The following is an 18,430-nucleotide window of genomic DNA, read 5'->3' on the forward strand; positions in this document are numbered from 1 at the left end:
AAGTTTTTAAAAAGCTTATACTTTACCCTATTTCATTGTGCAAATATATATTAACTATTATATACTTTTACCCCAAATTTAGATATTATTTCACTAGCTTTTTTAATATCTTCTTTACTAGCATCAGGGACATCTTTTAGTTCATAATCTATTCCTAGATTCTCCCATTTGTGTATTCCCATAGAATGGTATGGTAGTAATTCAAATCTTTCTACATTTTTTAATGTAGCTACAAATTGACCTAGTTTTTCTAGGTTATCTGTATCATCAGTAATACCAGGAACTAAAACATGTCTTATCCACACAGGGATATTTCTTGAGTCTAAGTATCTAGCAAGTTTTAGAGCTTTATCCATACCAACACCAGTCAAATCAATAGATTTCTCTTCAACCATATGTTTTAAATCAAGCAAAACTAAATCAGTATTATCTAGAATTGGGTCTATGGTTTTTATATCTACAAATCCAGATGTATCCAAACAAGTGTGTATATCATTTTCTTTTGCTTTTTTAAATAATTCACTCAAAAATTCTGGCTGAAGAGTAGATTCTCCACCAGAAGCAGTTATACCACCACCAGAAAACTTCATAAAAGAAGTATACTTAAGAGCATCAGTTATTATCTCATCAACTGTATATTCTTTCCCTGACTTAGTATCCCATGTATCTCTGTTATGGCAGTACTTGCATCTAAGTGGACATCCCTGAAAAAATAATATATATCTTATTCCTGGTCCATCTACAGTACCAAACGTTTCTATAGAGTGTATCTTTCCCTTAATCATAGAGTTCACCTCACAATATATTTTAATGACTTTATTAATAGTTATAATATTTGTCTAAAAAAGGCCATCCTATACCAGAAATAATTCAAATATAAGATGGCCTTTTATTTTTATTTTCTACACAGTAGTAATCTTAGCTAAAGTATAAAAATTTAAAGACTAAGCCATTTTACCGTGGAATGTTCTGTTTATAACATCTAATTGTTGTTCTTTTGTTAATTTTATGAAGTTAACAGCATATCCAGATACTCTTATAGTTAATTGTGGATATTCTTCTGGATGTTCCATAGCATCTTCTAAAGTAGCTCTATCAAATACATTTACATTTAAGTGATGAGCATTTTGAGAGAAGTATCCATCCATCATTGCAGAAAGATTGTTTATTCTTTCATTCATATCTTTTCCTAAAGCAGCTGGTACTATAGAGAAAGTATTAGATATACCATCTTGAGCATGCTCATATGGTAATTTAGCAACTGAAGATAATGAAGCTAAGGCACCATTAGTATCTCTACCATGCATTGGGTTAGCACCAGGAGCAAATGGAGCACCAGCTCTTCTACCATCTGGTGTATTACCAGTTTTCTTACCATAAACAACATTTGAAGTTATTGTAAGTATAGATTGAGTTGGATAAGAATTTCTATAAGTTTTATTTTTTCTTATTTTATTCATAAAGCTTTCAACTAACTCTACAGCTATACTATCAACTCTGTCATCATTGTTTCCGTATTTTGGATAGTCTCCTTCTATTTCAAAATCAACAGCTATTCCTTGTTCATTTCTAATAGTTTTAACTTTGGCATGTTTTATAGCAGATAATGAGTCTGCACAAACTGATAATCCAGCCATACCACAAGCCATAGTTCTGAATATATCTCTATCATGTAATGCCATTTCTAATGCTTCATAAGAATATTTATCATGCATGTAATGTATTACATTTAAAGTATTTACATATAATGTTGCTAACCAATCAGTGAATGGTTCAAATTTACTTATAACTTCATCATAATCTAAGTACTCAGAAGTTATAGGCTCAAATCTTGGTCCAACTTGAACGCCAGATTTCTCATCTATACCACCATTTATAGCATATAATAAAGTTTTTGCTAAGTTAACTCTAGCTCCAAAGAACTGCATTTGCTTACCAATTTTCATTGCAGATACACAACAAGCTATACCATAGTCATCTCCCCAGTATGCTCTCATTAAATCATCATTTTCATACTGTACTGAACTTGTATCTATAGATACTTTAGAACAGAAATCTTTGAATCCTTGAGGTAATTTAGTTGACCATAGAACTGTTAAGTTTGGTTCTGGAGAAGGTCCTAATGTATATAGAGTATTTAACATTCTAAATGAGTTTTTAGTAACTAATGTTCTACCATCTATTCCCATACCTCCTATACACTCAGTTACCCAAGTTGGGTCTCCAGAGAATAGGTTATTGTAATCAGGAGTTCTTAGGAATTTAACCATTCTTAATTTCATAACAAAGTGGTCCATATATTCTTGTAATTCTTCTTCTGTTACTATTCCTGCTTTTAAGTCTCTTTCAAAGTATATGTCTAAGAAAGTAGATGTTCTACCTAAAGACATCGCAGCACCATTTTGGTCTTTAACAGCACCTAAATAACCAAAGTATAACCACTGTACAGCTTCTTTTGAGTTAGTCGCTGGTTTTGATATATCAAATCCATAAGACTGAGCCATCTTTTTAAGTTCATTTAAAGCTGATATTTGCTCAGCTATTTCTTCTCTTAGTCTGATAACTTCCTCATCCATGCAAGAAACTTCTAATGATTCCTTTTGCTTATTTTTATCTTCTATTAAGGCATCAACACCGTATAAAGCAACTCTTCTATAGTCACCAATTATTCTACCTCTACCATAAGCATCTGGAAGACCTGTTATTATACCAGATTTTCTAGCAGCTCTCATTTCTGGAGTGTAAACATCAAAAACTCCTTGGTTGTGTGTTTTTCTGTATTTAGTGAATATATCTTTTATTTCTGAGTCTAATTCATATCCAAAAGCATCACATGAGTTTTCAACCATTTTTATACCACCATATGGCATAACAGCTCTTTTTAAAGGGGCATCCGTTTGTAACCCAACTATTGTTTCTAATCCTTTATCTAAATATCCTGGAGCATATGCAGCTATTCCAGAAACAGTTTTTGTATCAACATCTAAAGTACCACCATTTTCTCTTTCTTTTTTAAATAAGACCATAGCTTTGTCCCATAGCTTTTTAGTGTTTTCAGTAGCACCAGCTAAGAAAGAGTCATTTCCTTCATATGGAGAATAGTTTAATTGTATAAACTCTCTAACATTTACTTCTTTAGTCCATCTTCCTGTTTTAAATCCTTGCCATGCATTCATTAAGTATTTCCTCCTTAGATTTAAATGATAAATAATACTATTAAAATTAATTTTTATATACTTAATTTGTTTTATATATTTTTTAAAAAATATATTTTCTAATATAATAATAACATATTATCAGTATCCTGTATACACAAAAAAATAAAAAATTGTCGTTTTAAAGTATAAAACAAATTATATGTTATTAATGTGATGAAATTATACCCATATATAAATAAAATGAAACAGATAAATGATTAATTAACAATAATATATTTTTTAAATCCTAAACTTGAAATAAATAAATTTTATTATGAAAAAAAGAAAAGCATACATCTTCATAAATTGAATATTTATTTAATAGGGGGAGGTGATATATTGTTTATCACAGTGATATTATTTTTAGTAGGTTTCCTATTAATTACTAAAGGCGCAGATATCTTTATAAATTGTACTGTAGAGATAGGTAGAAAAACAAACATATCAGAAATCATACTTGGAGCAACTATCGTTAGTTTTGCGACAACATTACCTGAATTTACAGTGTCTTTACTTGCTTCTATTGATGGTCATACTACAATGAGTTTAGGAAATGCAGTTGGTTCTATAATATGTAATACAGGGTTAGCATTAGGATTAGTTGTTTTTATAAGTCCATATAATGTAGATAAAAAAATGTTTTTTTCTAAGTCTTTACTATTAATAGTATCTGTTATAGTTTTAATTTTATTGGGTTTAGATGGAGTTATAACAAGAGGGGATTCGTTATTACTTATAATAATATTAATCTTTTATATGGTTAATAATTATAGAAGTGTAGTTGGAAAATCTACTAAAAATAGAAATATTAAAAATAGTACTATTAAAGATATACCTACTAAAAAGAGTAAGAATTTTAGAGGTTTTTCTGTAGTAGAAATTTTAAAAATACTAGCACTTTTTGCTACAGGTTTGATAATGATGATAATTGGTTCACAGATTCTTATAGAGAGTGGAGTAAGAATAGCTAGTTTTTTAAATATACCTCAAGGTATAGTAAGTTTAACTATAATAGCACTTGGAACTTCTCTGCCAGAGATAGTTTCGTCGATTACTGCTATAAGAAAAAATCATCATGAAATATCAGTAGGAAATATTTTAGGTGCAAACATATTGAATATAGTATCAGTAATAGCCGTATCAGCAATACCAAATAACATACCAATATTATCCCAAAATAGGCAATTGGATATACCATTTATGATATTATTATTATTAATAGTCATAGTACCAACGCTTAAATCAAACAGACTTAGCAGAATACAAGGGATATTGATGTTATTTACATATTTTCTATACATATCAATTTTGTATTTCATGTATATTATTTAACTATACTGTTAAAAATATTAATTGCAGAATATCCTAAAAAAGTATATAATGGATAGGTTAAGATTAATTGATAACGGAGAGGAATAATATATGAATATAACAAAGTTTGAAGATTTACCAATAAGTGAAGGAATAAAAAAAGCTATAGCTGAAATGGGGTTTGAAGAGCCATCTCCTATACAAGCACAGTCTATACCTGCGATTTTGTCAGGTAAAGACGTTATAGGACAAGCACAAACTGGTACGGGGAAAACAGCAGCTTTTAGTATACCTATACTAGAAACAATAGACCCAAATAATAGAAGTTTACAAGCTGTAGTACTTTGTCCAACAAGAGAGCTTGCAATACAAGTATCAACAGAAATAAGAAAGCTAGCTAAATATTCGCACGGAATAAAGACATTACCTATATATGGTGGTCAACCAATAGATAGACAAATAAAATCTCTAAAGAGTGGAGTACAAGTTGTAATAGGTACACCAGGACGTACAATAGACCATATCAATCGTAAAACATTAAAAATGGATAATGTAAAAATGATTATATTAGATGAAGCAGACGAAATGCTAGATATGGGATTTAGAGAAGATATAGAAATGATTTTAAGCAAGATTCCTGAGGAAAGACAAACAACTTTCTTTTCAGCTACTATGCCAAAAGGAATTTTGGAATTAACTAAGAGATATCAAAAAGACCCAGAACATATAAAAGTTGTTAGAAAAGAACTTACAGTTTCAAATACAAAGCAATACTATATAGAAACTAGGTCATCAAATAAATTAGAAGTATTATGTAGATTAGTTGATGTATATGACCCTAAGTTATCTGTTGTTTTCTGTAACACTAAAAGAAAAGCAGATGAATTAGTAGGAGATTTACAAGCAAGAGGATACTTTGCAGATGCTTTACATGGTGATTTAAAGCAGACTCAAAGGGATATAGTAATGGATAAGTTTAGAAATGGTACAATAGATATACTTGTTGCTACTGATGTTGCAGCTAGAGGTATAGATGTTGATGATGTTGAATGTGTATTCAATTATGATTTACCACAAGATGAAGAGTATTATGTTCACAGAATTGGTAGAACTGGTCGTGCTGGTAGAGAAGGTATGTCATTTACTTTTGTATTTGGAAAAGAAATGAGAAAGATGAAAGATATAGAAAGATATACTAAATCTAAATTGATAAAACATAACATACCAACAATAACTGATGTTGAAGAGAAAAAAGTAGGTACTTTCTTCGCACAAGTTAAGCAAACTATTGAAGAAGGACACTTAACTAAACAATTACAATGGTTAGAAAGCTTCTGTAATGATGAAGACTATGCAATGGTTGATATAGCTGCTGCACTTGTGAAGTTATCTCTAGGTGAAGAAATGAAAGAAGAAATAATAGAAGAAAAACCTAGAAGAGAGCGTGGAGAACGTGGAGATAGAAAAGGTAGTACTGGAGCTAAAGATGGTATGATTAGATTATTTATCAATATTGGTAGAAATCAAAGAGTACAAGCTAAGGATATAGTTGGTGCTATAGCTGGAGAGGTTGGAATACCAGGTAAAGTAGTAGGAACTATAGATATATATGATAAGTATACTTTTGTTGAAATACCTAAAAAAGATGCTAAGACAGTAATTGAAAAGATGAAAGATATTAAGATAAAAGGTAATAAGATTAATATAGAAAAAGCGAATAAAAAGAAAAAATAATTTATAGCATGTAAAAATATAATTAGAAAATATATAAAATAATATATTGAATATTTAAAAAGCCTAATGTGTTTTCAAAACAGATGTGTAGAATCTGTAATAGTTAACAACATAAGGCTTTTATTGTTTTATATAATATTATTATGAGGAGCATTTTAAAAATAATTTATAATTTGACTTAGTAGATGTAAAAAAAATTAAAATCTATAACAAAATAAAAATTAATATATGATTTTCATTTGAGAATACGATTTAATATGTTAATATACATTTTTCCAGTGTGTTGTGAAAAAATGTATATTAGTTCCTCTTTTTCAAATCTTATTTGAAAAAGAGAATATTAATTATATATACAGTTTGGATTATAATAAAAAATGTAAGATAACAAAGGGGAGAAAAAGATGTCAATGACTTATATGGACCCTAGGGTTTTTTTGATTTTAGAAATGGTGTTAAAAGAAGACACAAACACTTTAGAACAGTTTTCAAGTGTTCTAGGTGTCAGTACTAGGACTATCAGAAATTATATAAACCAGATTAATCGAGAATTAAAAGATGGTATTGCTAAAATAGTTAAGAATGAAAAAGGTACATATAGTATAAGAATTGAAGATGAAAGTAAATTAATTGAAATTGTAAATTTCAATAGAGGAAAAGCATCAAATTTTATAAATTTAAATTCACCTGATGAAAGGGTAAATTATGTTCTTGATATTTTAACTATGACTAACAATCCAATTACTATAGATGATTTGGCTGAAGAGATATGTATAGGAAGAACAACGTTAATAAAAGATTTAAAAAAGGCAGATAAGATTTTAGCAGATTACGACTTGGAGTTAAAAAGAAAACCAAATATAGGTATGATTTTAGTTGGCGAAGAAATGGATATAAGGTTATTAGTCCTTGATAGGTTATATGAAAATTATATTGATATACTGGAAAACGTTAATCACATAAGAGTTATTAAAAAGGGTGATATTGAATGTCTTAGAGACGAATTAAAGAAGTTATTTAATCAAGAAGAACTCTATATAACAGAGCAGGTCTTAATGGATGTTGAAAGATATATAATAATATCTGTTTTAAGAAATCTAAATGGATATAAATTTGAAAAGATAGATAAGAGATTTGAAGTCATAAGATGTTCAGATGAATATATTTTAGGATTAAAACTTAAATCTTTGTTGGAAAAGATATTTAATATAGTTTTAAATGAAAAAGAAACCATATTTTTGACAATGCCATTAATAGGCAGAAAAGCTCCTAGTACAAAGTTAGCACTTAGTAGCATAAAGATAAATGATAGTGTAAAAGAAGTTGTAGATGAAGTAACTAGTTTTCTATTGGAGACATCTGGGATTGATTTTAAAGAAGATAAGAAGCTCATAGAAAACCTAGAATATCATTTGTATTTTGCACTTAATAGAATGAGGTTTAACATAAGGGTAAAAAATCCATTATTGCAAGAAATAAAGGAGAGATATACATTTCCATACAGTGTAGCAAAGATAGCTGCAATGATAATTGAAGAAAAGTTTGACCTAAAGATATGTGAACACGAAATAGGATATATAGCATTACATTTTGGAAGTTATTTCGAAAAAAGTTCAAGAAAGATTCTAAATGTAAACAGAGTGGCAGTTGTTTGTGGAACTGGTCTTGGGACTGCACAACTCATCAGGATAAAAATAGGAAAAATTCTTGGAGAAAGTGTTGAAGTAAATACTTTTTCTGATATAGAAGCCAAGGCTAATTTGGAGTTATTAAAGTACTATGACCTAGTGTTTACAACAGTAGACTTTAAGACAGACTTAGATGTTCCAATATTTAGAGTAAATGCCTTATTTAATGAAGAAAGTATAAAAAAAGAAATAGAAAATGCCATACTATTGAAAAATAGTATAAATCTTAAATCTATAAAGCATATTGAAAAGAATATTCCTTTTATAGGTAAATTAGTTGAGGAAGATAAGTTTTTTATACTGAATAATGACACATTCATGGAAAATTTAGAAGAAATGTTAGTAAAGCTAGTACATAAAGGAATTATTGATTTGGAGTTTAAGGAAAATGTATTAAAAAGGGAACAGAAATCTTCTACAGCACTAGATAATTACATAGCATTACCCCATTCAGTTAGCTCTAAAGGAGAAAATCTTTATCTGGCATTTGGTATATTAGAAAATCCAGTAATTTGGGATACAAAAGAAATTAGAATAATAATATTAATGATAATTCCAGATAAGAATGTAGAAAGTACAGATTTGATAATAAAAAGCTATGAAGAGGTACTTGAAATAGGAAGAGATAAAAAAATGGTAGAAGCACTTGCTAAAGTAAAATCATTTGATGAATTTTATAAAATAATTACCAAGAGGAGGTAATAATATGGACCCAGTAATTTTTATTATAGTATCACTTATTGCAGTTTATTTATTAAATATTTTTCTTGGATACTTACAACTTAAAGATTTTAATAAAAATTATATTGAATTAAAAAGAAAAGGGAGAGTTGCAATAGGCAGAAAAAAAGGAAGAATATCATCAGGTACAATTGTGCTAATACTCATAGATGAGGATGGTGCAATTGTTGAAACTAGGAAAATGCAAGGTGTTACAGTATTAGCAAGAGTAAAAGTGTTTGAAGGGCTAGTAGGAAAAGACTTAGGGGACATAACAAAATCAGATTTAGCTGAGTATAATAAACTACTAAAAAAAGCAATACTAGATGCAGTCAAACAGTACATAACATTTGAAAAAAATAGATGTGAGAGTACAAATAGTACTAGTACTGATGAAGAATGCAATGCAGAAGTAGTTTAAAAATATATATTTATAAGGAGGAGTTAATATGACGCAATTTTTTCAAGTATTAGCAAGTGGTGCAGACAGTTTTATGAATTTATTTAGGGCAGGAGGTCAACAATTTGTAGGTTTTGTAACAGATATAGTTCCACTTTTAGTAGCTTTATTGGTTACGATGAATGCAATTATCAATTTTATAGGTACAGATAGAGTCGAGAGGCTTGCAAAAAAATGTTCTGCAAATATATTTACTAGATATTTAATATTACCAGTACTTGGTACATTCGTATTTGCAAATCCAATGACATTATCACTTGGAAGATTTTTGCCAGAAAAATTTAAACCTAGTTATTTTGCAGCAGCAAGTTTTTCATGCCATACAATGAATGGATTATTTCCACACATTAATCCAGGAGAGCTATTTATATATCTAGGAATTGCAAATGGTATAACAACTTTAGGATTTTCAACAGCAGATTTAGCAGTTAGATATTTACTAGTTGGTATAATTGCAAACTTTATTAAAGGTGTGGTTACTGACTATACGACAAAATTTGTAGAGAAGCAACAAGGAATATCATTAAATTCAGATATAAATATTGGATAATTATTTTAAGATATAATTAAATTTATTCTAAGTGAAAGTAAATTGTTTTATATAATAAGTAGATTGTTTTGAATAGTAATTAAATAAATTAATATAAGAAGGTTACATATAAGATAGCAGAAAGTTAACATGAGATGTAAGAAAATAAATAATAGTATTAAAGGATTTAAAATAAGATAACTAAGAAAGAAATGGATAGAATTAGGATTAAGAGAATAACTTAAATAAAAAAATAGTGTATATAGGAGGAGCATTTGTATGTCATTTAATAAAGTTAAAATAGTAAAAGGTTCTGGAGGATGGGGAGGACCATTGATAATAGAGCCAACAGAAAAGAAAAATAAGGTAGTATATGTAACTGGAGGAGCAAAACCAGAAACTGCAGTAAGAATAGCTGAACTTACAGGATGTGAATTAATAGATGGATTTTCGCAAGGAGTTAAAGATGATGAAATAGCATGTGTAATAATAAATTGTGGTGGTACATTAAGATGTGGTATATATCCTCAAAAGAAAATACCAACTATAAATATAATGAAGACAGGTAAAAGTGGACCATTAGCAATGTTTATAAAAGAAGATATATATGTTTCAGGGGTAAAACCAAACAATGTAGAGCAATTATAATTGTGGATGTAGGAGGAAAAAAATATGGCTTATGATACTAAAAAGAAGATAAGTGAACAGAGTCAAGGAATTGTCGCAAAAATAGGTATAGCACTAGGTAATGTGACAAGTACTCTTTTTCAAGCTGGTAGAGATACTATAGATACATTAATACACACTATATTGCCTTTTATGGCTTTCGTTGCAGTCCTAATAGGTATAATAAATCAATCAGGTGTAGGAAATTGGGTAGCCAACTTGCTTACTCCATTAATAGGAAATGTTGGAGGGCTGGTTGTTTTATCAATAATATGTTCATTTCCATTGTTGTCTCCATTTCTTGGACCAGGAGCCGTTATAGCTCAGATAGTAGGGGTATTAGTTGGGACAGAAATAGGAAAAGGAAATATTCCACCAAGTTTAGCATTGCCAGCATTGTTTGCAATAAATTCACAAGCAGCATGTGACTTTATACCAGTAGGGCTTGGTCTTGCAGAAGCTGAACCTGATACAGTTCAAGTAGGAGTTCCATCAGTTTTATATTCTAGATTTTTAACAGGTGCACCAACTGTTCTACTAGCATGGTTAGCAAGCTTTGGATTATATAAATAAAAGAATACTTTATAAATAATTAGAGAAAGGTTCAGTTGATATGGAATTAATATACAGTACCCAAATAAATAAAATAGGAGATAATGCAAATGAATTTTTAGAACATAACATGTTTGTAACTTTCAAGGATAATGCTCCTCAAGAATTAGAAAATTACTGTTATATACATTCTGAAAATAATTTAGTAAAAGAAATACTTACGAATGATGTGTTATCAATAAATAATGTTGATTATAAAATTACTTCTGTTGGTGAGTTAGTAAATCAAAATCTTTCAGAATTAGGTCATATAACATTTAAGTTTACAGGTGAAAAAGATGGAGCAATTGGAGGGACCTTATATCTTGAAAAAAAAGAAATAGCACCTATTGGCGTAGGTACTATACTAAAAATAATTAGAAAATAAAATTTAAAACTAATCTAATCATATTATAAGTAAATTATAGATAAAAGTCAATTTAACTAATCAAGTTAGCTTCTAATGTGATATAAAAGGGGAAATGAAAATGAGAAAAGTAGCTTTAGTAGTTGGAGGAGGAAGAAGTTTAGGTGAATTTTTATCTAAACATCTAGCTAAAGTAGGTTATGATGTTGCTGTTGCGGACTTAAATGAAGATAATGCAAAAAAAGTAGCTGAAGAAATAGAAAAAGAGTTTGATTGTAAATCCATAGGATATGGCTGTAATGCCACTGATGAAGAACAGGTTATAAGTACTGTTGAAAAGATTGAAAGTGATTTTGATAGGATTGATTTATTGGTATACAATGCAGGAGTGGCTGTAAGTAAAAAAATAACTGATTTTGGATATAGAGATTTTAAATTTATTGTAGATGTAAATTTAAATGGGTATTTTCTATTTGCAAGAGAAGTATCTAAGGTCATGATATCAAAAGGCATTGAAGGTAGAATAATACAGATAAATTCAAAATCAGGTAGAGTAGGTAGCAAGCATAATTCAGGATATTCAGCAGGTAAATTTGCTGGAGTTGGTCTTACTCAAAGTTTGGCATTAGATTTAGCAGAGCATAAGATAACTGTAAATGCGTTGATGCTTGGAAATTTACTTGATTCTGACATGTTTGAAAGTTTAATTCCTCAATATGCAGTAAAATTGGGGATACCTGAATCAGAAGTTAAGCAAGTTTATATAGATAAAGTACCTCTAAAAAGAGGTTGTAGATTTATAGATGTTGCAAATATGCTTACATTTTACGCTTCTAAGGAAGCTGAATATTGTACAGGTCAATCTATAAATATTACTGGTGGACAAGTTATGTAAAATTTTTATAACCTTTCAATTTATGTATATCAGAGATATATTAATTGAAAGGTTATTTTTATTATTAACAACTATAGTTTTCAAGCGAAATTAGAAGTCAGTCAGTTTTTAGAAGTGAATTTTTCAATAATATTATATTTATGAAGTATTTTTAAATTTAATTTGATAAAATATATTTATGTTTTATATAAAGTAGTTTTGAGTATATAAAATTTAATAAATTACAGGAAATATGATAGTTCTTAATAAGGAAAGAAGGATACTTTATGGATACAATAAAAAAATTAAGTCATGGCTGTACACTAGATTGCCATGATTGTTGCAAATTTAATGTTTATATTAAAGGAAATAACATAATAAAAATTGAAGGAGATAAAAACCATCCTTACACAAAAGGATTTATATGTAAAAAAGGATTGGCTCATTTAGATAGACTAAATCATAAAGAGAGGATAGAGACTCCAATGCTTAAAGTTGATGGAGTATGGAAGAAAATCTCTTTTGATGAAGCTATAGAGATAATGGCAGAAAAGCTTATAGACTATAAAGAAAAGTACACATCAAAGTCTGTTATGCATTATGACCAATATGGAAGTGGGTCTGTATTAAAATACATAGGAGATATATTTTTTAACTTTTATGGAGGAGTTAGTAGGCACAAGGGTGGTCCATGTTGGAGTGCAGGAATGCATGCTCAAAAGTATGATTTTGGAGAAGCTAAAAGTAATGCCATAGAAGACATGTTAAATAGTAAAAGCATATTTGTATGGGGAAAAAATCCAGCATATACTACAATTCATACTATGCAAATAATTAAAAAGGCTAAAGATAAAGGAATACAGATAGTAGTAATTGACCCCATATATACAAAAACAGCTCAAATAGCAGATAAGTACATAAAAGTAAATCCTGGAACAGATGGAGCTTTAGCTATAGCTATGGCAAAAGTTATAGTAGAAGATAAATTATATGATGAAGAATATATAAATTCATATGTTATTGGTTTTGAGGAGTACAAAGAATATTTGCATTCATTGGAATTAAGTTTTTTAATTAATGAATGTGGAGTTAAAGAGAAGGATATAAGAGAACTAGTTGATTTATATACCAACAAATATTCAACTATAAATCTTGGGTATGGACTTCAGAAATATAAAAGTGGAGGAAATACAATAAGAGCTATAGATGCTTTAGGAGCTATAACAGGTCAAATCGGTTTTAGTGGTGGAGGTATAAACTATGCCAATAAGGTTTATCCAAATATTCTAAACTCTGACCCTTATAATAGCCAGTCATATGGAGAAGATAGGGAGTTTTATGTAAGTAATATTAGTGAATTTATAGAGAAATCTTTAAAAGATACATTAAATGAGTCTGATGATAAAGATAGTAAAGCAAATCTTGTATCAAGTGAATTAAATAACTTATCAAATAAATCAATAAAAACTAATGTTCCAATAAAGATGGCTATTATAACCAAAAGTAATCTGATGAATCAATTGCCAGATTTAGTAAAGCTAGAGAAAGTATTTTCAAAGATTGAATTTAAAGTGTGTTTTGATATGTTTATGACTGATACAGCCACGTTATGCGACTTGTTTATACCTTGTACAAATACACTAGAAAGTGAAGATATAATCTATAGTTCAATGACTAATCCATATATAACTTATAATGAAATAGCAGTAAAACCAAAACATAAATTGATGGATGAATACTATTTCTTTATGGAGTTAGCTAAAAAGATGGGGATTAAAGATTATCCATTTGTTAGAAAGAGCGAATATCTAGAGAAAGTAATTGAACCACTTAGAAAATTTGATAAAAATCTAAATATAGAAAAACTTAAAAATAGCTACTTCACTATACATAATCCTGTTGCTTGGGAAGATAAGAAATTTGAGACTCCATCTGGAAAGTATGAGCTTTATTCAGAACGAATAAAAAGCTTAGGAATAAGCCCAATACCTGTGTATAAGAATCATAAATCTAAAAATATAAAAGAGAAAAATGAAAATACTTATTTTAGATTATTGACTAATCATCATGCAGATACTTTGTTTAGTCAACACTTTATGGATAAGACTTCTATATCACAAGCATATATAAATAAATGCATGGCTAAACAATTAGGCATTAAGGATAAAGACATTGTGACTTTAAACTCAAAAAAAGCAAAAATAGATGTACAAATAAATATAGACGATGGAGTGGGTGATTATATAGTAAAAATGTATGTTGGTTGGTGGAAGAAACATGGGAATCCAAACAGTTTGACAGACTCTGGCATATCAGACTTTGGCGGTCAGGTAACATACAATGAAAGCATGGTAGAAATAATACGACAAAACTAGTTAAATTTCATTGAAGGAATAAAAATACAATTATAGAATTGATTAAAAGTTACTATTTTTACAAAACTATTGAAGGAGGGATTTTGATGGTAAATTATTCCTTAGAACATAAGAATCTATACATAGAATTTATGTGCTCAGAACTAGACCACCATGTAGCCAATGAAATAAGGGAAGAAATAGATAACTTATTAAGTGTAAATCAAGTTAGAAATGTTGTATTTAATTTTGAAAATATTAATTTTATGGATTCTTCAGGTATAGGTGTCATCATAGGTAGATATAAAAAGATTTCTAATGAAGGGGGACGAGTTTCAGTAATTAATATAAGTTCACGAGTTAAGAAGATTTTTGATTTATCTGGGTTAAATAAAATTATTGGCATTTATGATACGTATGAAGAAGCTCTAAGTTCTTTGTAGGGAGGAGTATGTGATGAATAATATTATGGAAGTTAAATTTTCGGCAATATCTGAAAATGAAAGTTTAGCAAGAGTTATAGTAGCATCCTTTGCAGCTAAATTAGACCCAACAGTAGATGAATTAGTGGATATAAAAACTGCTGTCTCTGAGGCTGTTACAAATGCTATAATACATGGATATGAAGAAGATAGTTCTAAATTTGTTTTTTTAAGATGTGAGATAGAGGGAAATACTATAAAAATTATAGTTGAAGATGAAGGGTATGGAATAGAAAATGTGGAGAAGGCAATGGAACCACTTTATACATCAAAACCAGAACTTGATAGATCAGGAATGGGATTCACAGTAATGAAAAGCTTTATGGACGATGTAGAGGTAAGTTCTGTAAAAGATAATGGTACTAGAATTGAAATGTCTAAAAAAATAAATGTGCCTAAATAAAGTCCAAAAGTGAGGTTTTATTATGGAAGTAACTGTTGCCAGAGAAGAAAAAAAACCTCTTCTTAGTCATGAGGAGACTCTAGAACTTATTGACAAAGTTCAAAATGGAGATGAAGAGGCAAAAGAAATATTAATATCAAGCAATTTAGGTCTAGTTAGGAGCGTTGTATCTAGATTTTTAAATATAGGATATGATAGAGAGGATTTATTTCAGTTAGGTTCTATAGGCTTAATAAAATCAATATATAAATTTGACCCAAAATTTAATGTAAAATTCTCTACTTATGCAGTACCTATGATTTTAGGTGAAATAAAGAGGTACTTAAGAGATGATGGTATGATAAAAGTATCAAGGTCATTAAAGCAAATAGCTGTAAAGGCCAAGATGGAAAGTGAGTCATTAACCAAAAAGTTAGGTAGAGAACCAAGTATAGAAGAATTGGCTAAAGCAATTGATGTAGAAAAAGAAGATTTAGTAATGGCTATGGAAGCTAATTTCAACGTTGAGTATTTACAAGGTGTTATTCATGAAGAGGAAGGTTCTCCAATATGTCTTATTGATAAAATAAGCATGAAAGGAGAAAGTGAGGAAGAAAAAGTAGTAGATAATATACTATTAAAAGACATACTTGGAAAATTAGATAAGAGAGAACGTCAAATAATAGTTCTCAGATATTTTGAAGATATGACTCAAAGTGAAATAGGAGAAATGCTCAATATATCACAGGTTCAAGTATCTAGGATAGAGAAAAAGGTGTTATCTAAATTAAAAGAATATATATCGTGAGAATACTTATGATATATAAAATAACAAAAGATAATAAAAATATTACTTAAATAAACTGTAATAGCTTTTGATATTAGATTTTTAAACTATGATTAAAAATTTCTCAATTAGAATAAAAAATATTAAAAAGTAAGGTGTCTTTATAAAAGAAAATAAATTATTTTCTTTATGAGACATCTTTTTTATTTTTTGATAAAACTTTAAACTGTCAAAATAAATAATAGGTTTATTTTTTTAAAATTAACAAATAATACTTTAGAGAGGTGTTTAGTATGGATAAAAATTATAAAAAATATGTAGACCAAATAAGCCCAAAACCTACATATTTAAAAAACTATACACTTGCATTTATTGTAGGTGGAATTATTTGTATGATAGGGCAAGCAATAAATGATTTATACATGAAAGTTGGAGGTCTTGATAAATTAGGTGCTAGTTCTGCAACATCAATAACACTAATATTTATAGGGGCATTTTTAACTGGACTAGGAGTTTACGACTTAATCGGAAAAAGAGCTGGAGCTGGTTCTATAATTCCAATAACAGGTTTTGCAAACTCAATAGTATCTCCAGCTATGGAGTATAAAAGAGAAGGTTATGTATTAGGTGTAGGTGCAAACTTATTTAAAATTGCAGGACCCGTTTTAGTTTATGGAATAGGTTCTTCTATTTTATGTGGGATTATTTATTATATTTTTAAGATGTTTTAGATGGTTTTTATTTAATTTAAACTCTATTAATTGCAAAATAGCTATAAAAGTTGAAAATTAACTATGAAGCTTGTTAGTTAGAAAATAGTTATGAAGATTTCAATTGATATTAAAAAATTAAATATTAAAATGTAAAATTAAAAAGGTGTGAAAATATGAAAAATAAAAGAATTGGAAAAAGAACAGTAAAGTTAGAAAATAAACCAACAATAATATCAACTGGAACTATAGTAGGCTCTAAAGAAGGTGAAGGGCCATTAAAGGACTATTTTGATATGATTATGACTGATGATTTATATGGTGAAAAAACTTGGGAATTAGCTGAAAGTAAGATGGTAGAGACTGCATCTCAAAAAGCTATACAAAAAGCAGGAAAAAAACTAACAGATGTAAATTACATGTTAGGTGGAGATTTAATAAATCAAATAGTACCAGCATCATTTGCAGCAAGGGAATTAGCAATTCCATTTTTAGGTATATATGGAGCCTGCTCTACAATGGCAGAAGGTCTTTGTATAGGCTCTATGCTCATAGATGGTGGTTTTGCAGATTTAGTACTATCAGGTACATCAAGCCATTATTGTACAGCAGAAAGACAGTTTAGATTTCCTCTAGAACTTGGAAATCAAAAACCAATGACAGCACAATGGACGGTTACAGGAGCAGGAAGTGTATTATTAGCTCCTAATGGAGATGGTCCTAAGATAAAATATGTTACAGTTGGTAAAGTAATAGATGAAGGTATTGATGATGGTAATAATATGGGACCAGCCATGGCTCCAGCAGCAATAGATACAATATATTCTTATTTTGAAGATACTAATGATGACCCAAATAGCTTTGATATAATTGCTACTGGAGATTTGGGTACTCTTGGAAAACAGATAACAGAGGACTTTTTGAAAGAAAAAGGTCTAGACATATCAAAATGTTATACTGATTGTGGTATAGAGATGTTTAATCTTAAAGAGCAAGATGTCCACTGTGGTGGAAGTGGATGTGGATGCTCAGCTACAGTGTTTGCAGGATATATATATGATAAGTTGAGAAAAAAAGAATTTAATAAAGTAATGCTTGTATCAACTGGAGCATTACTGTCACCAACAAGTACACTACAAAAGCAGACAATACCATGTGTTGCACATGCAGTAGTAATAGTAAATGAGTAGGAAGTGATATATATGTTAATGGACTATGTAAGAGTGTTTATTGTAGGTGGAATTATATGTTTAATAGCCCAAGTAATGATGGATTACTTTAAAATGCAAACTCCATATGTTATGGTAACATATGTAACAACTGGTGTAGTTTTAACTTTTCTAGGTCTTTACGAACCATTAGTTAAGTTTGCAGCAGCAGGTGCAACAGTTCCTATAATAGGATTTGGATATTCACTTGCTACAGGAGTAATAAAGTCAATTCAAAGTGATGGCTTTTTAGGTATTTTCTTAGGTGGTACAACTGCTACAGCTGGTGGGATAGCAGCGGCTATATTCTTTGGATATATTATGTCAGTAGTATTTACACCGAAAGCAAAGCCATAAATATTACTTAAAAGAA

The 18,430-nt window shown here is 29.2% G+C and carries 17 protein-coding genes and 1 pseudogene; 16 read left to right on the forward strand and 2 right to left on the reverse strand.

Features of this window, described 5'->3' with window-relative positions:
* Positions 1-50: 50 nt before the first annotated feature.
* Positions 51-785 (reverse strand): pyruvate formate-lyase-activating protein, encoded by a 735-nt coding sequence (pflA, locus tag ACTG46_RS04225; protein ID WP_407963458.1) that lies wholly within the window; start codon positions 783-785, stop codon positions 51-53.
* Between the two features lie 159 nt (positions 786-944).
* Positions 945-3,176 carry a formate C-acetyltransferase gene (gene pflB / locus ACTG46_RS04230; RefSeq protein WP_407963459.1) on the reverse strand — a complete coding sequence of 744 codons (2,232 nt, stop codon included), beginning with the start codon at positions 3,174-3,176 and terminating at the stop codon, positions 945-947.
* A 360-nt stretch (positions 3,177-3,536) separates the two neighbouring features.
* On the opposite strand from pflB, the gene ACTG46_RS04235 reads away from it, so the two are divergent.
* The 16 genes and pseudogenes from ACTG46_RS04235 (at position 3,537) to spoVAE (ending at position 18,414) form a co-directional block, all read left to right on the forward strand.
* Positions 3,537-4,529, forward strand: coding sequence for a calcium/sodium antiporter (locus tag ACTG46_RS04235; protein ID WP_054269405.1), 993 nt, complete (start codon positions 3,537-3,539; stop codon positions 4,527-4,529).
* 90 nt (positions 4,530-4,619) lie between these two features.
* Positions 4,620-6,242, forward strand: a complete 1,623-nt coding sequence (locus tag ACTG46_RS04240) for a DEAD/DEAH box helicase (protein ID WP_054269406.1) — start codon at positions 4,620-4,622, stop codon at positions 6,240-6,242.
* Between the two features lie 401 nt (positions 6,243-6,643).
* Entirely contained in the window at positions 6,644-8,629 is a 1,986-nt protein-coding gene (locus tag ACTG46_RS04245; protein WP_479923669.1) for a BglG family transcription antiterminator, read from the forward strand.
* Between the two features lie 4 nt (positions 8,630-8,633).
* The gene (locus tag ACTG46_RS04250; protein ID WP_054269408.1) at positions 8,634-9,068 is read left to right on the forward strand and encodes a transcriptional regulator GutM; all 435 of its coding nucleotides are present in this window, start codon (positions 8,634-8,636) and stop codon (positions 9,066-9,068) included.
* Positions 9,069-9,096: 28 nt separating this feature from the next.
* Entirely contained in the window at positions 9,097-9,657 is a 561-nt protein-coding gene (gene srlA, locus ACTG46_RS04255) for a PTS glucitol/sorbitol transporter subunit IIC (protein WP_054269409.1), read from the forward strand.
* Between the two features lie 258 nt (positions 9,658-9,915).
* A pseudogene (locus ACTG46_RS04260) lies at positions 9,916-10,416 on the forward strand (PTS glucitol/sorbitol transporter subunit IIB); the annotation flags it as partial.
* 39 nt (positions 10,417-10,455) lie between these two features.
* A complete protein-coding gene (locus ACTG46_RS04265) occupies positions 10,456-10,875 on the forward strand; it encodes a PTS glucitol/sorbitol transporter subunit IIB (RefSeq protein ID WP_407813854.1) in 420 nt (139 codons plus the stop codon).
* A gap of 40 nt (positions 10,876-10,915) precedes the next feature.
* On the forward strand, positions 10,916-11,281 hold the full coding sequence (locus ACTG46_RS04270; RefSeq protein WP_054269410.1) for a PTS glucitol/sorbitol transporter subunit IIA: 366 nt from the start codon (positions 10,916-10,918) through the stop codon (positions 11,279-11,281).
* Between the two features lie 100 nt (positions 11,282-11,381).
* Positions 11,382-12,155: a sorbitol-6-phosphate dehydrogenase gene (srlD, locus tag ACTG46_RS04275; protein ID WP_479923670.1), complete on the forward strand. Its 774-nt coding sequence runs from the start codon at positions 11,382-11,384 to the stop codon at positions 12,153-12,155.
* 266 nt (positions 12,156-12,421) lie between these two features.
* Positions 12,422-14,509, forward strand: coding sequence for a molybdopterin-dependent oxidoreductase (locus tag ACTG46_RS04280; RefSeq protein WP_479923671.1), 2,088 nt, complete (start codon positions 12,422-12,424; stop codon positions 14,507-14,509).
* An 86-nt stretch (positions 14,510-14,595) separates the two neighbouring features.
* Positions 14,596-14,931, forward strand: coding sequence for an anti-sigma F factor antagonist (gene spoIIAA / locus ACTG46_RS04285; protein ID WP_054269412.1), 336 nt, complete (start codon positions 14,596-14,598; stop codon positions 14,929-14,931).
* 13 nt (positions 14,932-14,944) lie between these two features.
* Positions 14,945-15,373, forward strand: coding sequence for an anti-sigma F factor (spoIIAB, locus tag ACTG46_RS04290; protein ID WP_054269413.1), 429 nt, complete (start codon positions 14,945-14,947; stop codon positions 15,371-15,373).
* A gap of 22 nt (positions 15,374-15,395) precedes the next feature.
* Positions 15,396-16,160 (forward strand): RNA polymerase sporulation sigma factor SigF, encoded by a 765-nt coding sequence (gene sigF / locus ACTG46_RS04295; protein ID WP_054269414.1) that lies wholly within the window; start codon positions 15,396-15,398, stop codon positions 16,158-16,160.
* 272 nt (positions 16,161-16,432) lie between these two features.
* A complete protein-coding gene (gene spoVAC / locus ACTG46_RS04300) occupies positions 16,433-16,870 on the forward strand; it encodes a stage V sporulation protein AC (RefSeq protein WP_003418420.1) in 438 nt (145 codons plus the stop codon).
* Between the two features lie 155 nt (positions 16,871-17,025).
* Positions 17,026-18,039 carry a stage V sporulation protein AD gene (gene spoVAD / locus ACTG46_RS04305; protein WP_054269415.1) on the forward strand — a complete coding sequence of 338 codons (1,014 nt, stop codon included), beginning with the start codon at positions 17,026-17,028 and terminating at the stop codon, positions 18,037-18,039.
* Positions 18,040-18,051: 12 nt separating this feature from the next.
* Positions 18,052-18,414, forward strand: a complete 363-nt coding sequence (gene spoVAE / locus ACTG46_RS04310) for a stage V sporulation protein AE (protein ID WP_003418423.1) — start codon at positions 18,052-18,054, stop codon at positions 18,412-18,414.
* The last annotated feature ends 16 nt before the right edge of the window (positions 18,415-18,430 follow it).

It is taken from the genome of Clostridioides sp. LIBA-7678 (assembly GCF_056716065.1).